The organism is Arthrobacter crystallopoietes, assembly GCF_017603825.1.
Lineage (GTDB): Bacteria > Actinomycetota > Actinomycetes > Actinomycetales > Micrococcaceae > Crystallibacter > Crystallibacter crystallopoietes_B.
Genome location: NZ_CP072014.1, coordinates 15,127 through 38,231, shown reverse-complemented (window position 1 = coordinate 38,231; position 23,105 = coordinate 15,127). Strand labels below are relative to the sequence as shown.

23 protein-coding genes, 1 pseudogene and 2 riboswitches are annotated in these 23,105 nt (G+C 64.7%); of the genes and pseudogenes, 13 read left to right on the top strand and 11 right to left on the bottom strand.

The genetic code is table 11. The features are described from left to right. Positions 1-122: 122 nt before the first annotated feature. Positions 123-737, top strand: coding sequence for a DinB family protein (locus tag J5251_RS00200; RefSeq protein WP_208574903.1), 615 nt, complete (start codon positions 123-125; stop codon positions 735-737). A 1-nt stretch (position 738) separates the two neighbouring features. Here J5251_RS00200 and J5251_RS00195 read toward each other — a convergent pair whose 3' ends face one another. Beyond that, positions 739-1,920, bottom strand: a complete 1,182-nt coding sequence (locus J5251_RS00195; protein WP_139004494.1) for a cation:proton antiporter — start codon at positions 1,918-1,920, stop codon at positions 739-741. A gap of 6 nt (positions 1,921-1,926) precedes the next feature. After that, positions 1,927-2,409, bottom strand: coding sequence for a cation:proton antiporter regulatory subunit (locus J5251_RS00190; protein ID WP_139004495.1), 483 nt, complete (start codon positions 2,407-2,409; stop codon positions 1,927-1,929). An 84-nt stretch (positions 2,410-2,493) separates the two neighbouring features. On the opposite strand from J5251_RS00190, the gene J5251_RS00185 reads away from it, so the two are divergent. Next, positions 2,494-3,351, top strand: a complete 858-nt coding sequence (locus J5251_RS00185; protein ID WP_208574902.1) for a tryptophan 2,3-dioxygenase — start codon at positions 2,494-2,496, stop codon at positions 3,349-3,351. Positions 3,352-3,428: 77 nt separating this feature from the next. On the opposite strand, the gene J5251_RS00180 is transcribed toward J5251_RS00185, so the two are convergent. Beyond that, entirely contained in the window at positions 3,429-4,835 is a 1,407-nt protein-coding gene (locus tag J5251_RS00180) for a M15 family metallopeptidase (protein WP_208574901.1), read from the bottom strand. Between the two features lie 142 nt (positions 4,836-4,977). Here J5251_RS00180 and dcd point away from each other — a divergent pair, with 142 nt between their 5' ends. After that, the gene (gene dcd, locus J5251_RS00175; protein WP_139004498.1) at positions 4,978-5,559 is read left to right on the top strand and encodes a dCTP deaminase; all 582 of its coding nucleotides are present in this window, start codon (positions 4,978-4,980) and stop codon (positions 5,557-5,559) included. Here the strand turns inward: dcd and J5251_RS00170 are convergent, their stop codons facing one another. Next, positions 5,560-6,939, bottom strand: a complete 1,380-nt coding sequence (locus tag J5251_RS00170; protein ID WP_208574900.1) for an MFS transporter — start codon at positions 6,937-6,939, stop codon at positions 5,560-5,562. Positions 6,940-7,145: 206 nt separating this feature from the next. Between J5251_RS00170 and J5251_RS00165 the strand changes: the two genes are divergently transcribed. The 6 genes and pseudogenes from J5251_RS00165 to mnhG form a co-directional block, all read left to right on the top strand. Then, a complete protein-coding gene (locus tag J5251_RS00165) occupies positions 7,146-10,148 on the top strand; it encodes a Na+/H+ antiporter subunit A (RefSeq protein WP_208574899.1) in 3,003 nt (1,000 codons plus the stop codon). Beyond that, complete coding sequence (locus J5251_RS00160; RefSeq protein ID WP_139004501.1) at positions 10,145-10,618, top strand: Na(+)/H(+) antiporter subunit C; 474 nt, start codon at positions 10,145-10,147, stop codon at positions 10,616-10,618. The genes J5251_RS00165 and J5251_RS00160 overlap by 4 nt, the downstream gene beginning before the upstream one ends. After that, on the top strand, positions 10,615-12,237 hold the full coding sequence (locus J5251_RS00155; RefSeq protein WP_139004502.1) for a Na+/H+ antiporter subunit D: 1,623 nt from the start codon (positions 10,615-10,617) through the stop codon (positions 12,235-12,237). Before J5251_RS00160 ends, J5251_RS00155 begins: the two co-directional genes overlap by 4 nt. Further along, positions 12,234-12,800 (top strand): Na+/H+ antiporter subunit E, encoded by a 567-nt coding sequence (locus tag J5251_RS00150; RefSeq protein ID WP_208574898.1) that lies wholly within the window; start codon positions 12,234-12,236, stop codon positions 12,798-12,800. The genes J5251_RS00155 and J5251_RS00150 overlap by 4 nt, the downstream gene beginning before the upstream one ends. Before the next feature lie 11 nt (positions 12,801-12,811). Then, entirely contained in the window at positions 12,812-13,081 is a 270-nt protein-coding gene (locus J5251_RS00145; protein ID WP_139004641.1) for a monovalent cation/H+ antiporter complex subunit F, read from the top strand. Then, positions 13,071-13,448, top strand: a pseudogene (mnhG, locus tag J5251_RS20215) (monovalent cation/H(+) antiporter subunit G); the annotation flags it as partial. The gene J5251_RS00145 and the pseudogene mnhG, both read left to right, overlap by 11 nt. A 182-nt stretch (positions 13,449-13,630) precedes the next feature. Here the strand turns inward: mnhG and J5251_RS00135 are convergent. Beyond that, positions 13,631-13,891 (bottom strand): DUF4235 domain-containing protein, encoded by a 261-nt coding sequence (locus J5251_RS00135; protein ID WP_139004505.1) that lies wholly within the window; start codon positions 13,889-13,891, stop codon positions 13,631-13,633. 109 nt (positions 13,892-14,000) lie between these two features. Next, positions 14,001-14,139: riboswitch (TPP riboswitch) on the top strand. A gap of 52 nt (positions 14,140-14,191) precedes the next feature. On the opposite strand from J5251_RS00135, the gene J5251_RS00130 reads away from it, so the two are divergent. The 3 genes from J5251_RS00130 to J5251_RS00120 are packed head-to-tail and all read left to right on the top strand — an operon-like array spanning position 14,192 to position 17,163. Next, positions 14,192-14,803, top strand: a complete 612-nt coding sequence (locus tag J5251_RS00130) for an ECF transporter S component (RefSeq protein ID WP_139004506.1) — start codon at positions 14,192-14,194, stop codon at positions 14,801-14,803. 3 nt (positions 14,804-14,806) lie between these two features. Next, positions 14,807-16,369 (top strand): ABC transporter ATP-binding protein, encoded by a 1,563-nt coding sequence (locus J5251_RS00125; RefSeq protein WP_139004507.1) that lies wholly within the window; start codon positions 14,807-14,809, stop codon positions 16,367-16,369. Continuing rightward, positions 16,366-17,163 carry an energy-coupling factor transporter transmembrane component T family protein gene (locus J5251_RS00120; protein WP_139004508.1) on the top strand — a complete coding sequence of 266 codons (798 nt, stop codon included), beginning with the start codon at positions 16,366-16,368 and terminating at the stop codon, positions 17,161-17,163. Before J5251_RS00125 ends, J5251_RS00120 begins: the two co-directional genes overlap by 4 nt. A gap of 36 nt (positions 17,164-17,199) precedes the next feature. Here the strand turns inward: J5251_RS00120 and J5251_RS00115 are convergent, their stop codons facing one another. The 4 genes from J5251_RS00115 to J5251_RS00100 all read right to left on the bottom strand — a co-directional run bounded on the left by J5251_RS00115 (position 17,200) and on the right by J5251_RS00100 (position 20,162). Beyond that, complete coding sequence (locus J5251_RS00115; protein WP_139004509.1) at positions 17,200-18,405, bottom strand: O-succinylhomoserine sulfhydrylase; 1,206 nt, start codon at positions 18,403-18,405, stop codon at positions 17,200-17,202. Between the two features lie 42 nt (positions 18,406-18,447). Beyond that, positions 18,448-18,813 carry a rhodanese-like domain-containing protein gene (locus J5251_RS00110; RefSeq protein WP_139004510.1) on the bottom strand — a complete coding sequence of 122 codons (366 nt, stop codon included), beginning with the start codon at positions 18,811-18,813 and terminating at the stop codon, positions 18,448-18,450. Further along, positions 18,810-19,031 (bottom strand): DUF1737 domain-containing protein, encoded by a 222-nt coding sequence (locus J5251_RS00105; protein ID WP_139004511.1) that lies wholly within the window; start codon positions 19,029-19,031, stop codon positions 18,810-18,812. Before J5251_RS00105 ends, J5251_RS00110 begins: the two co-directional genes overlap by 4 nt. Positions 19,032-19,041: 10 nt before the next feature. Beyond that, a riboswitch (SAM riboswitch) is annotated at positions 19,042-19,156 on the bottom strand. A gap of 133 nt (positions 19,157-19,289) precedes the next feature. Further along, a complete protein-coding gene (locus J5251_RS00100) occupies positions 19,290-20,162 on the bottom strand; it encodes an aminodeoxychorismate lyase (RefSeq protein WP_139004512.1) in 873 nt (290 codons plus the stop codon). 156 nt (positions 20,163-20,318) lie between these two features. Between J5251_RS00100 and cls the strand changes: the two genes are divergently transcribed. Beyond that, positions 20,319-21,728 carry a cardiolipin synthase gene (gene cls / locus J5251_RS00095; RefSeq protein WP_139004642.1) on the top strand — a complete coding sequence of 470 codons (1,410 nt, stop codon included), beginning with the start codon at positions 20,319-20,321 and terminating at the stop codon, positions 21,726-21,728. Between the two features lie 30 nt (positions 21,729-21,758). Here cls and J5251_RS00090 read toward each other — a convergent pair whose 3' ends face one another. After that, positions 21,759-22,934 carry an FAD-dependent oxidoreductase gene (locus tag J5251_RS00090; protein ID WP_139004513.1) on the bottom strand — a complete coding sequence of 392 codons (1,176 nt, stop codon included), beginning with the start codon at positions 22,932-22,934 and terminating at the stop codon, positions 21,759-21,761. Then, positions 22,931-23,098, bottom strand: coding sequence for a hypothetical protein (locus J5251_RS00085; protein WP_171059284.1), 168 nt, complete (start codon positions 23,096-23,098; stop codon positions 22,931-22,933). Before J5251_RS00085 ends, J5251_RS00090 begins: the two co-directional genes overlap by 4 nt. Between the last annotated feature and the right edge of the window lie 7 nt (positions 23,099-23,105).

Here is a 23,105-nt window from a genome sequence, read left to right as displayed (position 1 = left end):
CAGACTGAATCCTCGGTGGAAGAGACGGTCATAAGCAACCTTTCGATTTGACCCTAAACCGAAAGTACGGCTGGCGCTATAAAGGGGCGACAAATTGGACCGAAATGGTGCACGATCGAGACATGATGCCTACCGCGGACGATCTGCGTGCTGTCACAGATGACGCTTTGGACCACTTGGCCGCGCTGCCGGACCCTGCCTGGGAGCAACCTGCCTATGGACTCGAGTGGAACTGCCGCGACACAGCGGCGCACTTAATGGACGATTTCGGTTTCTATGCCATGCAGCTGGCGGGGCGAAACCCGCCGCAGGACGATTATGTGGTGCTGCAGGACCCGCCTCCATGGAGGCAGGGCTCACCCGAGATCCTGTTCTGGCCGGACCCGGCCACCGGGACAGCCGGAATCATCAGTTGCCTCGACGCTACGGCGGGACTGCTGTGTGCCGTGGTCGCGGTAGCGCCGCCGGACAAACGTGGATATCACCCGGCCGGTATTTCGGACGCTTCGGGCTTCGCCGCCATGGGGATCGCCGAAGCGGCCCTGCACGCCTACGACATCCTGACTGCCCACGGCATTGACTATGAGGCCGACGGCGCAATCATCGCCAAGGTACTCGACCGGCTGTTTCCTGACGCTGCCAGAACCGCCGAGCCGTGGCAGGACCTGCTGCACGCCAGCGGACGGACTGCGGAAACCCGGGGCCGGGCATGGCGCTGGGATTCTTCCGTACGCTGAGTCAGCTCGCCGGCTCCGCTTCGGGTTGTCGGGATATCCGGCGGACGGCAGGCTCGGCAAAGCGGGTGGCTATCGGCCCGGCCACCGCCATGAGCATCACATAGGCCGTCACCACAGCAGCCAGTTCGGCTACTATGGCGCCCGAGGCCACTGCGAGGCCAGCAATGACAATGGAAAATTCGCCTCTGGCAATCAGGGCAGAGCCCGCCCGAAGCCGTCCCCAGCGCCCGATTCCCGCTTGCCGCGCTGCCCACCAGCCCGTCGCCATTTTGGTGCCCGCGGTCACCACTCCCAGCACGACGGTCCAGACCAGCACCGGTGGGATGGAGGCCGGGTCCGTGTTGAGCCCGAACACCACGAAGAACATGGCCGCAAAGATGTCGCGCAGCGGTGCCAGCACCCGAACGGCACTTTCTGCCGTTGCTCCCGATATCGCGATACCCAGCAGGAAAGCTCCGACGGCGGCCGAAACCTGCATGGCCGAGGCCAGGCCGGCCACCAGCAGCGCTACGCCGATCAATTTGAGCAGGAACGTTTCTTGTTCCGGACTGTGGATCCAGGCGGTGATCCGCTGGCCGTACCGGATGGCCAGGAACAGGACCACGCTCACGGCCAGCAGTGCTGCTCCGACGGCCTGCAGTCCGCCCAGGAACGAAGCGCCGGCAAGAACCGTCGTGAGTACAGGCAGATAGGCGGCCATGGCGAGATCTTCCAGGACCAGGATGGAGAGCACGACCGGTGTTTCACGGTTTCCCAAACGGCCCAGGTCCGTGAGGACTTTGGCTGCGATACCCGACGAGGATATATAGGTCACGCCGCCCAATACCAGGGCTCCGATTCCGCCCCAGCCGAGGATGAGCGCCAGCAGTGCACCGGGGAGGAAATTCAGCAGCAGGTCCACCACACCTGCCTGCCAAGACTGCCGTAGGCCTGTCGCGAGTTCACGGGCGGTGTATTCGAGTCCCAGCATGAGCAGGAGCAGGACCACACCGATCTCGCTGGCGATGTGGCTGAATTCGCTGATGCTGTCGAATTCGATCAATCCGCCGTTGCCGAAGGCCAGTCCACCCAGCAGATACAAGGGAACGGGCGACATGCCGATCCGGGCGGCCAGACGACCGAGGATGCCCAGCCCAAGAAACACCAGGCCGAGCTCAATCAGGACAACAGTCGTGCCACCCACGCCCGGCTATCCCCCGTGCAGGATCTTGGCAGCAGCATCGAGTCCATCTGGGGTGCCCACCACGATGAGCAGATCTCCGGGGTTCAGGGTGTCGTTCGGTGTGGGGGAAGGCATCACTTGGCCTTCCCGAACAATGGCGACCACGGACGCACCACTGCGGGTGCGGATCCTGGCTTCGCCCAGGGCAGACCCGGAGAAAGGCGAACCTTCGGTCACCGGGAACTGCCGCGTAATCACTCCCGGCAGTTCGCTGTGTTCTTCGGATAGCTGGGCCACCAGCTTGGGGCCGCCGAGCAGTCCGCCCAAGGTTGCGGCCTCTTCCACACTCATCGGAACTGATGCGAGACAGGCATCGGGATCGTCAAGGCGCGAGACGATCAACTCGGTCTGGCCGTCGCGATGGATGACTATGCCCACTCGCCTGCCGTTGTCCAGCACTATCTCCCGGCGAAGGCCGATTCCCGGCAACGGCGTTTCTTCCACTTCCATGGGACAACTGTAGACCCCTCAGCCCCTGCCTTAAGGATGCTGGCCGTAGGCTGGTAAGTAACCAAACCAACACAATGGAGTGCCATGACGGTGGACAAGAACACCCGGAAATTTGAAACCGGAATCGAGACCGATTTTTCCGACAAGATGAGCTACGGCTCTTACCTGCAGCTGGACGATCTGCTCTCCGCCCAGCGGCCGGTGAGCAGGCCGGAACACCACGACGAGCTGCTGTTTATCATCCAGCACCAGACCTCGGAGCTGTGGCTCAAGCTTGTCCTGCACGAGTTGCGCACGGTGCGGGAAAAACTGCAGGCGGATGACTTGCGGTTTGCGATGAAAGGCATTGCCCGGATCAAACACATCCAGCGCTCGCTGACGGAACAATGGTCCGTGCTCGCGACCCTCACACCATCCGAGTACGCGGAATTCCGCGGCCAGCTGGGCTCATCCTCGGGCTTCCAGTCCTACCAGTACCGGGCGGTTGAGTTCCTGCTGGGCAACAAGAACCGCAGCATGCTCGACGTGTTCGCGGCTGATCCCAGCGCCCAGGGCCTGCTCGGGGACCTGCTGGGGAAGACCAGTATCTACGACGAGTTCCTGGCGTTCCTGTCCCGCCGGGGCTACGCGGTTCCGGGGGAACTGCTGGAACGGGACGTCAGCGAAGCCCACGTATTCAATCCTGAACTGGTGCAGACCTTTAAATACGTGTATGAGAATGCCCACGAGAACTGGGATGTCTACGAAGCGTGCGAAGAACTTGTGGATCTTGAAGACAATTTCCAGCTCTGGCGTTTCCGCCATCTGAAGACGGTGGAACGCACCATCGGTATGAAACGCGGCACCGGCGGTTCATCCGGCGTCGGTTTTCTGCAAAAGGCCCTGGAACTGACGTTTTTCCCGGAGCTCTACGCCGTCCGCACCGAGATCGGCCAGCCATAGCCCAACCTGCGCGCGGCCGAGGGAAGGGCTGCCGGCGGTCGCCGTTCGTCTCGCCCACCGGCAGCGTCTGGTGAGCTCTACCGAAAAACGTTGTAAGAGGTAAAGCCTGTCCCTTCCTGGGTACGTATGCCGAAGCGGCCCTTGCTGTAGGGGTAATACTTCAATGTTCCGTCCGTGAACTTCCCGATGAAGCCGGCGGATCCCGACGAGGTGTAGCCGTAGAGCGGGGTCACGGTCGAGACCGTGTGCCAGCCGCTCTTGCCAACCAGTTGACGTTTTGAGGTGCTGATGCCGCCGGAGCCGTTTCCCGGGTAGAAGTAGAGCTCGCCGGTGTTCCGGATGGCGATCAAATCCTGGTTGCCGTCCTGGTTCCAGTCCAGCATCGTGGGACGGTAACGTCCCCAACCGCTGCTGATTGTCCTGCCGGCGGACAGGTAGGCCGAAGAGCCGTTGCGGTAGTAGAGCAGGGCGCCGTCCGACCAACGCTTGGCCACAATGCCCGGGTAGGTGTCTGCGCCAGCCCAGCGTCCAACGGTGAGATCGTACTTGGCGAAGCCGCGGCCGACTTCACGAGGAGCTTGGAAGCCGCCGCCGGACCGGCCGAAGTTCACCAGCAGCCGGCCATCCTTCATCTGGAGCAGCAGGTCGATGGTCCCGTCCTGGTTCCAGTCCACCGACGTGCCGGTCTTGACGCCGCCGTAGGCATAGTCGATTTTCACCCGCGGGTGCATCCTGCCGCCGCTGCCGGGGTAGCGCCAGAGGTCACCGGCGGAATCGGCCGCCATCACGTCCGAGTAACTGCGGATGCTCGGCTTGCCCAGCACGTAGTAGTGCTCCATGGTCGGGATCTTTTTGGTCCGCATTTCGGTGGCCAAAGCGACGCCGACATAGCGCAAATGCCAGGGCTCATAGGTGTAACCGGTGGTGGCTTCGTGGCCCTTGGGGTAGCGGACGATGAATCCGTATTTGTGCGCGTTGGCGGCCACCCACTTGCCCGCCGCGGTATCGCCGAAACACGCTTCCAGTCCGCAAGATCCGCTGGCCAGGCCAATGTCCACAGCAAGTCCGGTCTGGTGTTCGCTATAGCCGGGGCGGGCGGAAATCCGGTCCGCGTAGGTCTTGCCGTAGATTCTCACATAGTAGTTGTAGAGGTCGCGCTGTTCCGCGTAGGAACGGTAGGCACTGACGACGGCGATCGCATGGCCCGCGCTGTCGGCACCGGCAAAAAGGCTGGAGAGTTTGGTGCTGACATCCGGCCGCATCCGGTAGCCAGTGCTCTTCCACCGCGCCAGTTTTGGAGTGTAGGTGAGCGGGCTCAACGGATGGGCCTTGTTGACCAGAACCTTGATGTTGGCCGGGTCCCGGACAGGTTCGGCGGCTGAGGCGGGAGCGGCCGTCACGAGCGTGAACAGCAGCGCCGCGGCGGTGGCCATGACGACCAGCAGCGCGAGCTGTGGGCGATGCGAAGTGCTTCCGGTTTCCATGATTCCCCTGTCAATGAACTGGCGCCCTGCGCGGCCGTACCCTCTATGTTTCCACTGCGCCGTCTCGGGGAACAGAGGAGCGGCCGGTGGAGCCGCCGTCGGGAATTGAAGGCTCCCGCAGGCCATGCGTTATTTTTAGATGGTGCTGATCTCAGACCGCGATATCCGAGCCGAACTCGATGCCGAGCGTATTGTCCTGGACCCGTTTCTGCCTGAAATGATCCAGCCCTCCAGCGTGGACGTGCGGATTGACCGGTTCTTCCGGCTGTTCGACAACCATAAATATGCGCACATCGACCCGCAGCTGGAGCAGCCGGAACTGACGCGCCTTGTTGAGGTGGATCCCGATGAGCCGTTCATCCTGCACCCCGGCGAGTTCGTGCTGGGATCCACTTATGAAACGGTGACCTTGCCGGAGGACATCGCCGCCCGGCTGGAAGGCAAATCGTCGCTGGGCCGGCTGGGTTTGCTCACGCACTCCACGGCGGGCTTCATCGATCCGGGTTTCTCCGGCCACGTGACGCTGGAGCTGTCCAACATGGCTACATTGCCGATCAAGCTCTGGCCGGGCTCGAAGATCGGCCAGCTGTGCTTCTTCCGCCTGACCTCACCGGCTGAACACGCCTATGGGTCGGGCCAGTACGGCAACCGGTACCAGGGCCAGCGGGGCCCGACGGCGTCGCGCAGCTACCTCAACTTCCACCGCACCACCATAGAGCGCTAGTCAGGCCGACGGCGTTTGGGCCGTGGGGACCTCGCGCGGCTCCTTGACCGGCAGCAGTGCCAGCAGGCCCGCCAGCAGCACGATGAGGATGCCCAGGATGCCGAAGCGCTGGGACCCGAAGATGGTGATGCTCAGGCCGAAGAGTGTGGGTGCCAGGAAACTGACGGCCCGGCCGGTGGTCGCGTACAGACCGAAGAACTCTCCCTCCTCGCCTCTGGGCGCCAGCCGTGCCAGATAGGCGCGGCTGGAGGACTGGGCGGGGCCGACGAAGAGGCACAGCATCAGCCCGAAGATCCAGAAAGTGGTGTCTCCGGTTAGGGTTGCGCCGAAGATGCTGTAGGTGTCGGCTCCGAGCACAAGGACAGCAGCGCCGGCAACGATCAGTCCGATCAGGGAACCGACGATGATCTTCTTCGGTCCGATCCGGTCATCGAGGATCCCGCCGATAACTGCGCCAAGGGCGGCGACGACGTTCCCCGCGATGGCGAAGAAGATGACTTCGGTCAAGGTGAAGCCAAAGGTACCGGCGGCAATCACACCGCCGAAGGTGAAGACGGCTGCCAGCCCGTCCCGGAAGATCGCGCTGGCCAGCAGGAAGAAGATGGTGTGCGGACTCGTCCGGTAAATGGCCTTAATCCGGCGGAACAACAGCCCGTAGGAGGCGAAGAAGCCCAGCCGGGCAGTCTTCGGCTGGCGAGGAATTTCCGGCACGGTAAGAAGCACCGGCAGCGCAAAGATCAGGAACCAGACGGCCGAGAACACCGCGACCAGCCGGATGTTCAGCCCGTTTTCGGCGGTGGCTCCGAACCAGCCGGTCTCGGGGAGAACAAAGCCCATCAGCACCAGCGCCAGGGCCACGATGCCGCCGACATAGCCCATGGCCCAGCCGAAGCCACTGACCTTGCCGACGGTGGACGGCGTGGAGATCTGGCCGAGCATCGCGTAGTAGTTGACGTTGGCGAACTCGAAGAAAATGTTGGCCAGCGCGATTAGCGCGACGCCGACGAAGAGGAACCCGGGGGAGGGGTAGACAAAGAAGCAAAGCGCCGTCAGTGCTACGACGGCCATGGTGTTGACGCCGAGCCAGTACCTCCGCCGTCCGCCGGAGTCCGAGCGCTGGCCCGTGATCGGAGCCAGGAGCGCGATGGCAACTCCGGACGCGGCCAGGCCGTACCCGAGGATCTGCGAGGCATAATCTTCGCCGCCGAAGGGGTCGCTCACCAGATAGACAGTGAAGACGAACGTCGTCATGATCGCGTTGATGGCGGCCGAGCCCCAGTCCCAAGAGGCCCACGCGAGCACGTGCTTCTTGTTGATTCTCCCTTCCGCGGGAGAGCCGGCATTCGTGGATGGTGCCGGATTTCCTGACCAGTGGCTCATAAACGAATGCTAGCTTCTTCGCTCTTCGTGAACAGCTTAAGCCGCTGACCAGTGGATGAATCGGCGGTAAAACAACGAATGGAGGGGCTTTCCTGAGGGCGATTGTGTCGGGCGGCGTCGGAGCCGGACGTATGCCATGGGTAGAATGAAACCAGGCTTTTTCGCCTTTTTACCGCCAATCCCAGAAGGAAGCCCCGGAGAATATAGTGCTTGTTGTGCTCACCCTGCTCTTCGTGGTGGCCTTCATCGCGCCTTGGATCTTCAGGAAACTCGGTCGTTCAACCTTCTACATTCTGGCCGCTGTGCCGGCCGGTTGCTTCATCTGGCTGCTGGCCACTTTCGACCGGTACACGGGCTCGGATCAAACTGTACTCTCCGGCGGGCCCAATGCGCCGCCGTCGGTAATCATCCCGTGGATTCCCGAGCTAAGGCTCGAGCTGGCCTTCCGGATGGACACCCTGTCCGCCGTGCTGGCAATCCTTATTCTCGGTGTCGGCGCCCTGGTCCTCTTCTACTGCGCACGCTACTTCAAGGCCGATGATCCCAACATCGGTCCGTTCGGTGCGCAACTGCTTGCCTTTGCCGGCGCCATGTTCGGCCTGGTCATCACCGATGACCTGCTCATGCTCTACGTCTTCTGGGAACTGACCACCGTTCTGTCCTACCTGTTGATCGGGTACGCACGGCACCGGTTGGCGGCCCGGCGTTCCGCACTGCAGGCACTGATTGTGACCACCTTCGGCGGCCTGACCATGCTCGTCGGCTTGATTATGGTTGGGCAGACAGCGGGAACTTACCGCATTTCGGAAATCATGGCCGCAGCCCCGGAACTGATCCAGCACGGGATGTTGATCGACGTCGCCATCCTGCTGATCCTGGTGGGGGCCATCAGCAAGTCGGCCCTGGTGCCGTTCCACTTCTGGCTGCCTGCCGCCATGGCCGCGCCCACTCCGGTCAGCGCCTACCTCCATGCCGCAGCCATGGTCAAGGCCGGCATTTACCTGGTGGCACGCTTCGCGCCGGGCTTCTCGGACACCCGGTACTGGGAGGGGACCGTGATGGTCCTGGGCCTGGCGACCATGCTGGTCGGCGGCTGGCTGGCGCTGAAGCAATTCGACCTGAAACTCATCCTGGCCTACGGCACAGTCAGCCAGCTGGGCTTCCTCACCATGGTGGTGGGACTGGGCAGCCGCGACGGTGCGCTGGCAGGCCTGGGACTGCTGCTGGCACACGGCTTCTTCAAGGCAACACTCTTCCTGGTCGTCGGCATCATTGACCATCAGTCCGGCACCCGCGACATCCGCAAGCTTTCGGGAATCTACCGGACGGCGCCGGTCCTCTTCGCAGTATCGCTGATCGGTGCCGCCTCCATGGCAGGGGTACCGCCGCTGCTGGGCTTCGTTGCCAAGGAATCGGTTTACGAAACTTTCGTCCACCGCGCCTCCGAAGGCGGCTGGACCGGGCCGGTCCTGCTGGCCGGCGTCGTCGTCGGTTCCATGTTGACCTTTGCCTACAGCGCACGGTTTGTCTGGGGCGGGTTTGCCTACAAGCCCAACGTCAAGAAGACGCCGTTCAAACGCATTCCCGGCGGGTTTATCGCATCGCCGATGCTGCTGACGGTCGCCACCGTGGTGTTTGGCCTCTGGCCCGCCCCGCTGGACACGATCATCGCCCCCTATGTTTCGCTCTTCCCCTCGGACGGCGAGCCCGACGGGCACCTGGCTCTGTGGCACGGGGTGACTCCGGCGCTCGGACTGACGGTGCTGACGCTGGCCGTGGGCACGCTGCTGTTCCTGTTCCGGAACGGGGCCACCGCGTTTCAGGACCGTTTCTCCGGCGGGCTGACCGGTGAACGCGCCTACCGCGGGATCATCGGCGTGCTCGATGAGGTGGCCGTCTGGGTCACAGGCCGCACCCAGCGCGGTTCGCTGATTTTCTACCTCGTGGTCATTCTCAGCGTCTCGGTGATCACTCCGCTGAGCGCCGTGTTCCTGATGGATGCGCCCTGGCCCGACAGCTGGATCGCGTACGACTCTCCCGCGCAGCTGATCGCGGGACTGGGTATCATCGTGGCGGCCATCCTCGCCATCAGGGCCAACAAGCGGTTCATGGCCGTGCTGATGGTCGCTGTCACCGGATACGGCATCGCGCTCATCTTTGCGCTGCAGGGCGCACCGGACCTGGCGTTGACCCAGATGCTCGTGGAGACCATTGTGCTGGTCGCGATCGTCCTGGCACTACGCTCCCTTCCAGCGCGGCTTTGGCTGCGCACCCCCAGCAGTTTCAAATGGCTCCGGGCCGCGATCGGTGCGGCGTTCGGCCTGGCCATGGTGCTTATTGCCATGACGTCCATGGCTGCGCGCACCCAGCTGCCGGTCTCCTTGGAATACCCGCAGCTGGCGTACGACGGCGGCGGCGGAGCCAACATTGTCAACGTCACCTTGGTGGATATCCGCGCGTGGGACACCTACGGTGAAATCTCCGTACTGGCGGTCGCCGCCACGGGCGTGGCCAGTTTGATCTTCGTCCGCAGCCGCGGTGATAAGCGCATGCGCGCCTCAACCGTTGCCTCCGGGTCCGTGGACCGCCTCACCGAAATGCCCGAGCACACCGGTCGGGACGCCGCAGCGCTGGTGACTGCCCGCCGCTTCGCCACCGTGGCCAGGGATGCCTGGCTGGTTGCCGGGCGGACGCTCGCCCCTGAGCGGCGTTCCATCATCTTTGAGGTCGTCACCAGACTGCTGTTCCACTCGTTGGTGATTTTCTCGATCTACCTGCTGCTTACCGGACACAACCTCCCCGGTGGCGGCTTCGCCGGCGGACTGCTGGCAGGCATCGCCCTGGCAGTCAGGTATCTGGCCGGCGGGCGCGTGGAGCTGGCCGAAGCCACCCCGGTCAGCGCGGGCTTCCTGCTCGGTGCCGGTCTGGGGATCGCCTCCTTGACCGCCATGGCGCCACTGTTCTTCGGCGGCCAGGTTTTCCAAAGCGCCATCATCCATTTCAGCCTGCCGGTATTCGGCGACCATAAGTTCGTGACGTCAACGCTCTTCGACATCGGGGTCTACCTGGTGGTGGTGGGCCTGGTGCTCGACGTTCTGCGCAGTTTCGGTGCGGAAATAGATGAGCGCAGCCAGGAGAAGGCACCAAAACCGGATGAGGGTCTGCCGCAGCAGGCACCGGACTCCATCGAGGAAGGAGTAGCACGATGACAGTGAACATCACGCTGCTCGTCGTCATGGGAGTTCTCGTGGCGGTGGGCGTCTATCTGATTCTCGAACGGAGCCTGACCCGGGTCATGCTCGGCCTGATGATGCTGGCCAACGGCGCCAACATCCTGCTGCTGACCACCGGTGGGGCCGCTGGTCTGGCGCCGCTGTACGACGCGGATATTCCTGCCGGGGAATACAACGATCCGCTTCCACAAGCGTTGATCCTGACCTCCATTGTGATTTCCTTCGCGGTGACCGCATTCATGCTCGGCATCATCTATCGTTCCTGGGTGCTGGGCCGCCAGGACGAAGTCCAGGACGATATTGAGGACCGCCGCGTGGCGAACCAGCCCAGCTTCGACGCCGAGGACGATACAGCCATCCCGGTGGAGACCACTGAATTCGTCATGCCGGCAGACGCCGAGGAACGGCCGGCAGCACCGAAGACCAGAGTTCGGGGACAAGAATGAACGCCGCTAGCCTGGCCCCGCTGGCCGTTGTCCTTCCCTTCCTGGGCGCTGCATTTGCGTTCATCCTGATCCGTCGGCCGGTTGCGCAGCGGACGGTGGCCATCGGCACGCTCGCCCTGACCCTGTCCGTTGAACTGCTCATGCTGTGGTCGGCCTGGACCCAAGGCGTACAGGCTGTGTTCCTTGGCGGCTGGGTGCCGCCGTTCGGCATCTCCCTGGTGGTGGACGAACTTTCAGCCCTGATGCTCGTGATCTCCTCTGCCGTGAGCCTGGCGGTGTTGGTCTACGCGTCCGGCCAGGGCATGGCGGATGGGGACGAGGACGGGCCCATCTCGATTTTCCATCCCACTTATTTGATCCTCGTGGCGGGGGTGTCCAACGCTTTCCTTACCGGGGACCTCTTTAACCTCTACGTAGGTTTCGAGATTCTGCTGACCGCCAGTTATGTCCTGATGACCATGGGCGGGACAGGCCCCCGTGTCCGGGCTGGAGTGACGTATGTGGTAGTCAGCGTTATTTCCTCGATGCTGTTCCTGCTCTCCATTGCGATGATCTATGCGGCGACCGGCACCATCAACATGGCCGACCTGGCCGTGAAGCTGGGCGAGCTGGATGAATCCACGCAAATGATTCTGCACCTGATGCTGGTGGTGGCGTTCGGCATCAAGGCCGCGGTGTTCCCGCTATCCTTCTGGCTGCCCGACTCGTATCCCACCGCGCCCGCCCCGGTGACCGCAGTGTTCGCCGGCCTGCTGACCAAGGTGGGCGTCTACGCCCTGATCCGGACCGAGACGCTGCTCTTCCCGGGGGACCGCATCAACACCTTCCTGATGATCGTTGCACTACTGACCATGGTGGTAGGCATCCTCGGCGCGCTGGCCCAGATCGACATCAAACGTATGCTCTCGTTCACGCTGGTCAGCCATATCGGCTACATGGTTTTCGGCCTGGCAATGAGCTCCGTGGTCGGTCTGGGATCGACGATGTACTACGTGGCGCACCACATTACTGTCCAGACCAGCCTGTTCCTGGTGGCCGGTCTGATCGAACGCCGCGGCGGCACCTCCAACATGGACCGGCTGGGTGGCATGGCAAAGCTCTCGCCGCTGCTGGCGATCCTGTATTTTGTGCCGGCCATGAATTTGGCGGGCATCCCGCCCTTCTCTGGCTTCCTGGGCAAGCTCGGTCTGCTGCAGGGCGGCGTCGATCTTGCGACCCCGGTGTCGTACACGCTGGTCATCGGCAGCGTCGTCACGTCCCTGCTGACCTTGATGGCCATGGCCCGCGTCTGGAACAGAGCCTTCTGGCGGACTCCCGAGGACGCCGAGCACCCGGATCCGGTGTTGCTGGCCAGCAAGCCGGACGGGTCCACGCTGCGTACTTCCAAGTACGTGACGGACAAGCCCACCGGCCGGTTCTCCGGCAGGGGGACCATCCACCTGCTGCCGAAGAGCATGGTCGGAGCCACCATGGGCCTGGTGGCACTCGGTGTGGCACTGACCGTCTTCGCCGGCCCGCTGTTCCAGCTGAGCGATCAGGGCGCCCGGGCGATGCTCGAGCGCACACCCTACATAGAGGCCGTCCTGGGCACCGGCGCGGCACAGGGGGTTGAGCAATGACCCGTTCCCGGATTCCGCTGCTCGTCGAAATTCCGCTGCTGGTCTGGCTGGTGGTTCTCTGGGGAGCCCTCTGGCAGGATTTCAGCGCCGGCAACCTGCTTTTCGGACTGCTCATCGCCCTCGCCGTCGTCAATATCTTCTACCTGCCGCCGGTAGAACTGGCCGGACGGCTGAATCTGTGGGCGGCCACCGTGTTCGTGGCGGCGTTCCTGGTGAACGTAGCCAAGGCTAGTTTCGAGGTCTTCTGGATTGCGCTCACCCGTGGACCGCGCACGATGAACGGTGTGGTGGCCGTCCAGCTGCGCAGCCATTCGGACTTGCTGGTCACCGCCACGGGGCACACAATCTCGCTGATTCCCGGGAGCCTCGTGGTGGATGTGGACAGGTCCACGTCGACGTTGTACCTGCACGTCCTGAACATTCCGGATCCCGACAAGGCGGACCGGTTCCGTGAACAGGTCCGCAGGATCGAGGCCGGGCTGATCCGGGCCATCGGCAGTAAAGAGGAAGTCGCGATGGTCAAAGCGGAGGCAGCCAACCGGCGGAATGGAGGAACCAGTTGAACAGCCCATTCATGGAAGTAGTCCTGGTCGTCGTCACTGTCGTCCTGACCTTCTCGGCCGCCGTCGCCATCTCCCGGATTGTCAAAGGTCCCTCCATCCTGGACCGAGTGATCGCTATCGACGTTTTGCTGGCCATCGTCTGCGCGGGCCTGATAGCGGACATGGCCGTCAGAAAGCATCAGGCCAATCTGACCTTGGTGATCATCATTTCTCTGATCGGCTTCATCGGCTCGGTCACGGTTGCACGCTTCGTCATCGACAGGCGGACCCATGAACACTGATCTTGTACTCGAAGTCGTCGCCGGACTCTGCCTGGTTCTCGGGGCACTGATGTCCCTGGCCGCCGCTATCGGGCTGCTCCGGTTTCCGGACCTGCTCTCGCGCATGCACGCGGCCACCAAGCCCCAGGTTTTCGGGCTGCTGCTGCTGCTGATCGGTCTGGCCCTCCAGCTTCGCAGCTGGGCAGCGGTGCCGGTGCTGATTATCGCCTGGTTGTTCCAGTTGCTGACGGTTCCGGTGTCGGCGCACATGGTGGGCCGTGCCGGCTACCGTACCAAGCACCTGCACCGGGAAACACTGAGCGTGGACGATCTGGATGCCGTGGTCCAGAAAGCCGCGGATGAAGAAGCCGAACGCCGGAAGGCGGACGCGGAGGAAGAGGCGGCCCTGGCTGCCGATCCCGAGTTGGCGGCGGAACTGGACGCCAGCGGGAACGCTGAGGAAAAGCCTGTAGGAAAGCTGAAGAGCGCGCTGCGCATCAAGGAGCCAAAGGAAGCGGCGGCGAAGGCTTCCGCCAAACGCCGCCGCGAATCCTGAAACGGCCCCAGGGACTAGACCATGTCGCGGGTCCGGTTGAAGCGGTTGACTGCCTGCATGGTTCCGCGCTGGGAAAGCACACGGATGATCGCGCTGACCGTGCCGGAAATCGCGGCAAAGGCGAGGGTAGCGCGCAGGCTGTTTTCCATGTCGTCGTCATGCTTGGGGGAGTCCTCCCCGGTGACAGCCTTCCACAGGATGTCGATGAGCTTAGCGCCGGCCAGACCAGCCGCGATACTCACCAACGTACCCAGAAGCTTCAAAACAGTACTCATGTGCCCTGCCCTTCGTCGGTAATGTCATCTGCCACCCAGCCTAGCGTTTTCCGGGTCGGCTGCCACCCGCCGTCGTCAGTAGTACACTGGAAGTCGCTTGAAAAAGCACACATGACGACAGGGGAGCGTCCGTCACGGTAACCACGGCAAACAGCCGTACCGGGTCGGGACGCTGAGAGTGCGGACAGCCGCAGACCCTCGAACCTGCTCCGGTTAGTACCGGCGAAGGGAGTCGAGATCTCAGGGTGTGCCCGGAAAAGCCGGGTTGCCCTCCCCTCCTGAACCTCAGGAGGATTTTCCATGAACACCGTTACACCATCCGCGCAGGCTGCGCGTAAACCCCGTTACACCTGGCGCGTTGTCGATATTGTGGTGGCGTCCGTGATCGGCGTGGCCATCGGGGTCATCTTCTGGGCCTGGTCCGCCGGCTATTCGGGCATCGCGGTGCTGACCGCGGCCTTCCCGCCTGCCGGCGGGCTCTATGCCGGGGGCTGGCTCACGGCCGGTGTGCTGGGCGGGCTGCTCATCCGCAAGCCCGGCGCCGCGATCTACTGCGAGGTCCTGGCCGCCGCCGTGTCGAGCCTGCTGGGCACGCAGTTCGGCCTCACCGTGCTCCTCTCCGGCCTGATCCAGGGCGTCGGCGCGGAACTGGTCTTCCTGCTCTTTCTCTACAAGAAGTTCAACCTCGGCGTGTCGCTGCTGGCCGGGTTGGCTGCCGGCCTGGCGCTGGCCATCGGCGAGAACTTTATGTGGAACGTGGAATGGGCAACCGACTGGAAGCTCTGGTACACCCTGTTCGCCGCCATTTCCGGCGTGATCATCGCCGGTCTGCTGCCCTGGCTGGCGATGAGGGGACTGGCCAAGACGGGCGTGCTCTCATCCTTTGCCGCCGGCCGGACGGCTGACGTATAGGCCATGGCAAACACTCAAAGTACGACGGCGGAGCGCGGCCGCCCGGCCGCTGTCACCGCCGAGGGGTACGGTTGGCGCCATGCCGGCCGCAAGGATCCGGCGGTCAGCGACGTGAGCTTCAGGATCGAACCGGGGGAGCGCGTGCTGCTGCTCGGTGCCTCCGGTGCCGGCAAGTCCACGCTGCTGCATGCCATCGCGGGTGTGCTGGGCGACGACGGCGAAGGCGACGAAGCGGGCCGCCTGGCCGTTGACGGCATGCACCCGGTCCAGTCCCGCGGCCGGACGGGACTGGTGCTCCAGGACCCGGAGTCCCAGGTGGTCATGGCGCGGGTGGGGGACGAGGTCGCCTTCGGCGCGGAGAACATGGCCCTGCCGCGGGACGAAATCTGGTCGCGCGTGCGCGAATGCCTCGCCGACGTGGGCCTCGAGGTTCCGCTGGACCACGCCACTACGGCGCTCTCCGGTGGGCAGAAACAACGGCTTGCACTAGCGTCGGTCTTGGCGATGCGGCCCGGTGTCCTGTTGCTGGACGAGCCCACGGCGAACCTGGACCCGGACGGCGTGCTGGAGGTCCGGGACGCGGTGGTTGGTGTGCTTGAGCGCACCGGCGCCACGCTGATTGTGGTGGAACACCGCGTGGCCGTCTGGGCGGACGTGGTAGACAGGGTCATCGTACTGGCGGCCGACGGCGGTATTCTCGCCGACGGTCCGCCGGCGGAGGTGCTCAACGCCGCAGGTACCAGGGAACGCCTGATCGAAGCCGGTGTCTGGGTCCCCGGTTACACGCCCCGGCTGCGCACGCCAGGGCCCACCGGCGGTGACCGCGGCAACAGCGGCGGCCACAACAAGCCGGGCACGGGTCTGCTCCGGGCGGCGGACCTGTCCGTGGCCAGGACCCGCAGGGCGGGCGCGGTAGTCAACGGAGTCTCGCTGGAACTGGCGGCGGGCGATGCGCTGAGCATCACCGGCCCGAACGGCGCCGGCAAGTCAACCTTGGCGCTGACGCTGGCCGGGCTGCTGAGCCCCGCGGGCGGCAGGCTTGAGGCCGCGCCGGAGCTCCGCCGAGGTGCGGCCAGCACCGTGCACAAGTGGAAATCGGCCGAGCTGGTCACCCGGATCGGCACCGTCTTCCAGGAACCAGAACATCAGTTCCTGACCCACCGGGTGATCGACGAACTCGAATTCGGTCCGCGGCGGGTCGCCCGGCTTCCGGAGGACGAGGTACGACGCCGCGTTGATGCCATTGCGGAGCGGCTGCGGCTGACCAAACTCCTGCAGGCCAATCCCTTTACCCTTTCGGGCGGGGAGAAGCGCAGGCTGTCCGTGGCGACCATGCTGGCCACCAGTCCGGACATCCTGGTATTGGATGAACCGACGTTCGGGCAGGACGCGAACACCTGGGCCGAGCTGGTCTCGCTGCTCGGCGGCCTGATCGCCGAAGGCCACGCCGTGGTCTCCGTGACTCACGACAGCGACTTCACTGCGGCGCTCGGCGGCAACGTCCTGCGCGTGGCCGAGGGAACAGCGCAGCTGCAGGCAGCGGTCGCGGGCGGGAGGGCTGCATGAGCCTGGACATCATGACTCCACGGCTGACTGCCTCGCCCTTCACCCGTGCCAATCCCCTCTCCAAGCTCGCCGCCGTTGCCATGGTCACCGTGGTAGTGATGCTCAGCGTGGACTGGGTGAGCGCCGGCGTGATGCTGGCCGCGGAACTACTGCTGCTGCCCGTTCTGGGCATCAGCGCCTGGGCGTTGTTCAGGCGCGGCTGGCCACTGGTGGTGGCGGCCGCGGTCGGCGCCTACGGAACGGCGTTGCTGGCGGAGAAAACCGGCGCGGTGGTCTTCGAAGCGGGCCCGCTGCTGTTCACCGAGGATTCCATCAACTCGGGCGTCGCCATCGGGTTGCGGTCCCTGGCGGTGGCGCTGCCCGGAATCTTCCTGCTGCTGACCACCGACCCCACGGATCTGGCCGATGCGCTGGCGCAGAAGCTGAAGCTGCCGCACCGGTTTGTGCTCGGGGCTCTGGCCGGCCTCCGGCTGGTGGGTCTGCTGGTCGAGGAATGGCGGACCCTGGGACTGGCCCGCCATGCCCGCGGAGTCGGCGCCGAGAACAAGCCCCTGGCCAAATTCGCGGCGTTCCTCGGCCAAGCCTTCGGGCTGATCGTCCAGGCGATCCGGCGCGCCACCCGTTTGGCCGTGGCGATGGAGGCCCGCGGTTTCGGCGGGGCGCAACGCACCTGGGCGCGGGAATCGACGTTCAGCAGGGTGGATATCTGGGTCTTCCTGGGCGGTGCCTTGGTCTCGGCCGCGGCCGTTGCCGCGGCCGTCTCCGCAGGGACCTGGAACTTCATCCTCGGGTGACCTGGCAGCCGGCCGGACCACAACTGGTCCGGCCGGCTACGGGCCGGCCAGAGCCCGGTCCAGGTCCTTGAGCAGGTCCTGGGTGGCTTCCAGCCCCACGGAAAGCCGGACAAAACCGTCGCCGAGCCCGATCGCGGCCCGTCCGTCGGGTCCCATCGCGCGATGCGTGGTGGTGGCCGGATGGGTGATCAGGGACTTGGCATCACCGAGGTTGTTCGAGATGTCCACGGTGGTCAGCGAGTTCAGCAGCCGGAACGCGGCGGCCTTGGCGTCCGCGCCGCTGGCAGTGCCAGGCTCGAGTTCAAACGTAACCACGGTTCCGCCCCCGCTCATCTGGCGGCGCGCCAGTTCATACTGCGGATGCGATTCGAGGAAGGGGTAGACCACTCGCCGTACCGCCGGCTGTGTTCGCAGCCAACGGGCGATCTCCAGAGCGGATGCGGTCGAATAGTTCACGCGCAGGGACATTGTCTCCAGCCCCTTGAGCAGCGTCCAGGCGTTGAACGGGCTCAGTGAGGGACCGGTGTGGCGCATCAGCTGCTTGACCGGGCCGTTGATGAAATCCGCTCGCCCCAGTACGGCACCGCCAAGCACGCGGCCCTGCCCGTCCATGTGTTTGGTACCCGAATAAACAACGACGTCGGCACCCAGTTCCGTTGCCCGCTGCAGCAGCGGGGTAGCGAAGACATTGTCCACCACCACCTCCGCCCCGGCGGCGTGCGCTAGGTCCACCACCGCGCGGATGTCCACCAGCTCCTGCAGCGGGTTGGACGGCGACTCGAAGAACACCGCAGCGGCCGGGGTGGCAAGCGCCTGCTCCCACTGTGCGAGGTCGTGCCCGTCCACGAAGACCGTCTCCACGCCCCAACGCGGCAGGATCTCGTTGAGAATGACAAAGCAGGAACCGAAGAGGCTCCGCGCCGCAACCACCCGGTCGCCGGCGGCGAGCAGGGCCCCCAGCGCGGTGAAGACCGCGCTCATGCCGCTGGCGGTGGCGAAGCAGGCCTCGGCGCCCTCAAGCAGCCGGAGCCGTTCCTGGAAGGCGGCGACCGTCGGGTTGCCGTAGCGGGAGTAGACGAAGCGCTCCACCTCGCCGTTGAAGGAGGCTTCGGCTGCCTCGGCAGAATCGAAAACGTAGCCGGACGTCAGGAATAAGGCTTCCGAGGTTTCCTGGAAGCCCGTGCGGTCAAGGCCGCCGCGGACTGCCCGCGTCTGAGGGTCCCAGTCGGCGGGCAGTTCCACTGGGCCCGGCCCCCGGCCCGCCGGCTCCGCGGGCACCACCGGCTAGCCCCGCTTCCAGGGCAGATCGCTCTGCTGCCAGCCGCCGGCGGCTTCGAAGCCACCCAGCACGTTGTACGCGGTATGGCCGGCGGCGGTGGCGCTGATAGCGGCATCGATGGAGCGCCGACCTGAACGGCAGATCAGCAACAGCTCCTTGCCACGTAGCGACTGCAGTTCGTTGAGGAACCCGGTATTGCGGCTGCCGTCAATCCGGTTCCACTCGATGAAGCGCGCGGGAGCGCCGTCGTCGTTCGTCAGGGGCACGCCCACCTGCTGCCATTCGGTCTCGGTACGGACATCCACGAGGACGGCACCGCCGCGCAGCTTCTCCACGGCTTCTTCCACGGTGAGGTCTCCGGCGTAGCTCATGCGCTGTGTCCCTTCAGCACCACGGCCTGGGCGGCGATGACGCGCTGGCCGTCGAAGGCGATCGAAGGGTTGCCGTAGAGTTCGTAGCCCTCCGCCAACGCCGCGCTGACCCGCGCGCAGAAGGACCTGTCGTCCGGCCCGGTCAGCAACCGGTAGGGCAGGGGCCGGCCCGCCGCAATGTCAACGGGGGACTGGTCGGGTTGTTCCAACGGGGACATGGGGCACTCCTGATCACGCTTGCAAATGAACCAAATGAACACTGCCGAGTAGTCACCTGAGGCACCCCGCCGTGAAGAGGGTTGCCGGCCAGCACAGTCAGGGCTTGACGCTGGACCTCGTTACTCTGCTCAAGAAAGTAGCACGGCGCCGTCCCCGGCACCCAAGCCGGGGCGCCGCCGTCGTCATCATTGGTAACCGTTACGTAGGTTTACGACGGCGGAAGGCCGCAGCCCTCGCCGCCACGGGAAACGTTTGGCCTAGTCCCGGCTGCCCTTGGCCAGCAGCGCCGTCAGTTCCTCCGTCATCTCGTGTGACACCGGGATGGCCTGGCCGTCGATGGACTTGACCGGTGCCAGCAGCCGGATGCTGGAGACCAGCCACACCGCATCGGCCGCCAGCAGATGGTGCGGTTCCAGCGGCCCGTAGCCCAGCTGCCAGCCGGCCTCCGCGGCCGCGTTGAACAGGGCGCCCTGGGACGTGCCGGGCAGGATGCCGTTTTCGAGCAGCGGCGTGGTGAGCTTCCGGACGCCGTCGCGCACGGTCGCCATCAGCACCGTGGAGGTGGGGCCCTCCAGCACCAGTCCATCGGTGGAGGTGAAGATGACATCGTCCGCCCCACTGGCCTTGGCATAGCGCAGGGAGGCCATGTTTACGGCGTAGGAGAGCGTCTTGGCGCCCAGCAGCAGCCACGGCGCGCGCTCGGCGATGTTGCTGTCGTAGCCGCGGTCCAGCAGCAGTACATCGAGTCCCTCCTGCCGCTGGTCCCGGCCGGTGGAGCCGGGAAGCGAGGCCTGCACCCACGCGGTGGGACGCTCCGCGCCCTCCACGCCGCGCGTGACCAGCAGCTTGAGCACCAGCTCTTCGGCCGGGGCATGCTCGGCGACCGCGGTGGCGATGGCCCGCTCCCAGGCATCGGCCGGCGGGATGTCCAAGTCCATGATGCGGGCCGAGGACGCCAGCCGGTCCAGATGCGCCTGCACCTTGCGGGGAACACCGTCCACCGCCAGGAGCGATTCGAAAATACCGTCGCCGCGGGTAGCACCCAGATCGGTCGCCATCAGCTGCGGCTTTGTGGCATCGGCGATGCGCCCGTTGTCCAGGGCAGGGTCGAGAAACACCAAAACTGTCATGGGATCAGCATAGATTGCCGCGCGGGCACATTAGGCTGTACAAGGACAGCGCCGGTGACCGGCGGGAATAGGGAGGAGTTCGCTGCCGTGTTGTGGTCGCTTGCGGGTCTGGGCACGTTCCCGGACTGGGTTGTCGTGGTGGCTTCGATACTGGACATGGGAATCCGGATCGCGGCGCTGGGCATTGTGCCGGGCAACCGCCGCCCCACCACTGCCATGGCCTGGTTGCTGGCCATCTTCTTCATTCCGCTGGTTGGCATTGCCCTGTTCTTCATGTTCGGCAGTTTCCGGCTCTCGGACCGCCGGATCGCCAAACAGACCGAGATCAACCGGAAAGTCTGGGCAGCCACGCAGGACATGGAAGAACCGCGCAGCGAACGAGAAGCACCCGCCTGGGTCCATTCGGCCGCTGAACTGAACCGTTCGCTCGGCTCTTTCCCGATGGTGGACAGCAACCACGTGGAGCTCTATCCGGACTACGAGGGTTCCATCACGGCGATGGCCGCTGCCGTCCGCAAGGCAGAGGAATTCGTCAACATCCAGTTCTACATCATGGCCAAGGACGAGATCACCGAGGAGCTCTTCGTGGCCCTGCAGGAGGCCGCAGCACGCGGTGTCCGGGTCCGTCTGCTCTTCGACCATCTCGGCACCATGCGGATCAAGGGCTACCGGAAGTTCCGGCGCTGGCTGCAAGGCAGCGGGATCGAGTGGCAACGCATGCTCCCGCTGCTTCCCGTGAGGGGCCAATGGCGCCGAATCGATCTGCGCAACCACCGAAAGATCCTCGTGGTGGACGGACGGGTTGCCTTCACCGGGTCCCAGAACCTGATCGAGCCCGGCTACCACCGTGCCTCCAGTGAGCGCACCGGACGGCAATGGGTGGAGCTGATGGCCCGCTATGAAGGCCCTATCGTCACCGCGCTCAACGTGGTGTTCGCTACTGACTGGTCCAGCGAAACGGACGACATCCTCGGCAGCGAGTTGTTCACGCCGGCGCCCGTCCGCGAGCCGGGCCCCATGACCTGCCAGGTGGTTCCGAGCGGCCCGGGCTTCGCCACGGAGAACAATCTGCGCCTGTTCAATACGTTGATCTACGCGGCGGTGGAACGGCTGTCCATCTGCAGCCCGTACTTCGTGCCGGATGATTCGTTGCTCTATGCGATTACGACGGCGGCGCAGCGTGGTGTTGACGTGGAACTTTTCGTCTCGGAACAAGGGGATCAGTTCCTGGTCCACCATGCCCAGCGTTCCTACTACCAGGCCCTGCTGGAAGCCGGCGTGCGCATCTACCTGTATCCGAAACCGCTGGTGCTGCACGCGAAGCACTTCACCGTGGACGACGAGGTCGGTGTCCTTGGCTCAAGCAACATGGACATGCGCTCCTTCTCCTTGAACCTGGAAGTGTCGGTCATGCATCTCGGCGGAGACATCGTTGGCAAGATGCGGGAAATCCAGCAAAGCTACCGCGAGGTTTCCCGGGAGATCACGCTGGAGGAATGGGGCCAGCGCACTCGATGGGAGCGCTATGTCGATAACGTGGCCCGCCTGACCGCGACCCTCCAATAGCTCCGCGTCTGCTGGGGCCGGACGGGATGCTCAGAGCGCAGCCCCGATTTTACCGACGACGGCGCCGCTGACCAGCCTGCTGACGCCCGGTACCTTGATCAGCCGCATCGAGAGCCGCCGCAGCAGCAGGGCGCGGCCGTCCGCTGGAACGAACCACTTTGCTGCGGACACCCCGGCCTTCTGCTGCTCGGCGACGTACGGGCGCCAGCGTGCCTCGAAAGCGGCGAGGGCGGTCGGTACGTGGTCCTGTTTGGGCAGTTCGTCGGCGAGCACATAGGCGCCGGCCATGCCCAGCGATGCGCCCTGGCCGGCCAGCAGCGACACTGCCGCAGCGGCATCTCCCAGCAGCACCACCCTGCCGCGGTGCCAGCGCGGCATGCGGATCTGCGCCACCTGGTCGTAGTAGAAGGATTCGGGACAGTGCTCCAACGCCAGCGGACACAACCAGCCCAGGGACCGGTAGCGCTCGCGAAATTCCTGCTGGATGTCGCGCGGGCGCTCCTGCCTGTCCGTGCGGTGGACGCCCAGCGCGGAAATACTGCCCTCCCGCAACCGGTAGAAGAACATCGCCTCGTTGCAGGTGTCAGTAATGGCATAACGGTTGGCCAGAACGTCCTGGGCCCGGTTGTCGCGGAAGGAATACGCGCCGACGTGGAACCCCAGGAAATTGAAGTAGCCGGACTCGGGCCCGAAGACCATGCCGCGGACGTCGGAGTGGATCCCGTCGGCCCCGATCAGCAGGTCGGCGGTGAGTCGCCGGCCGTCCGAGAGTTCCACGTCCACCTTCCCGCCGGACACGGTCGCGGCCGTGGACGAGTCATGGATCGAGCTGATCGTGGTGGAGTAGCTTAGCTCCACCGAGTCCGGCAGCACTTCGCGGATGGCCTGTTCCAGATCGGGGCGCAGGATGCTGCGCAGCCGGTCGCCGACCACCTTGGTGAAGCTCTCGTAGCCCAGATGGGCCGTACTTCGGCCGTTGCTGTCCACGTAGTCGATCCGGTTGACGTCGTATCCCAGATCCCGGATTCTGCCGATAACGCCCATGTGGATTGCCGCCTGCCAGCCGGGGCCGAAGAAATCGATCATGTAACCTTCTGGCCGCGGCCCGGCCGAGCGTTCCACAAGGGTGACGTCCCAGCCTTTGGCGCTGAGGAAATTGGCGGCGGATAAACCGGTGATGCCGGCACCGCAGATAATGGCTTTCATCGTGTAGTTCCTTCTTTTGCGGCAGTGGTGCCCAAGGCCCTGCGCAATACAGGGAACGCGACGCCGGCAGTGAGCCCGGGGTCAAGCGCCCGGTGCAGCATCAGCCCGTCGATCGCGGCGGCCAGAACGGCGGCCGTGGCGTCGGCATCGCCATCGAAACCCACTCCGGTC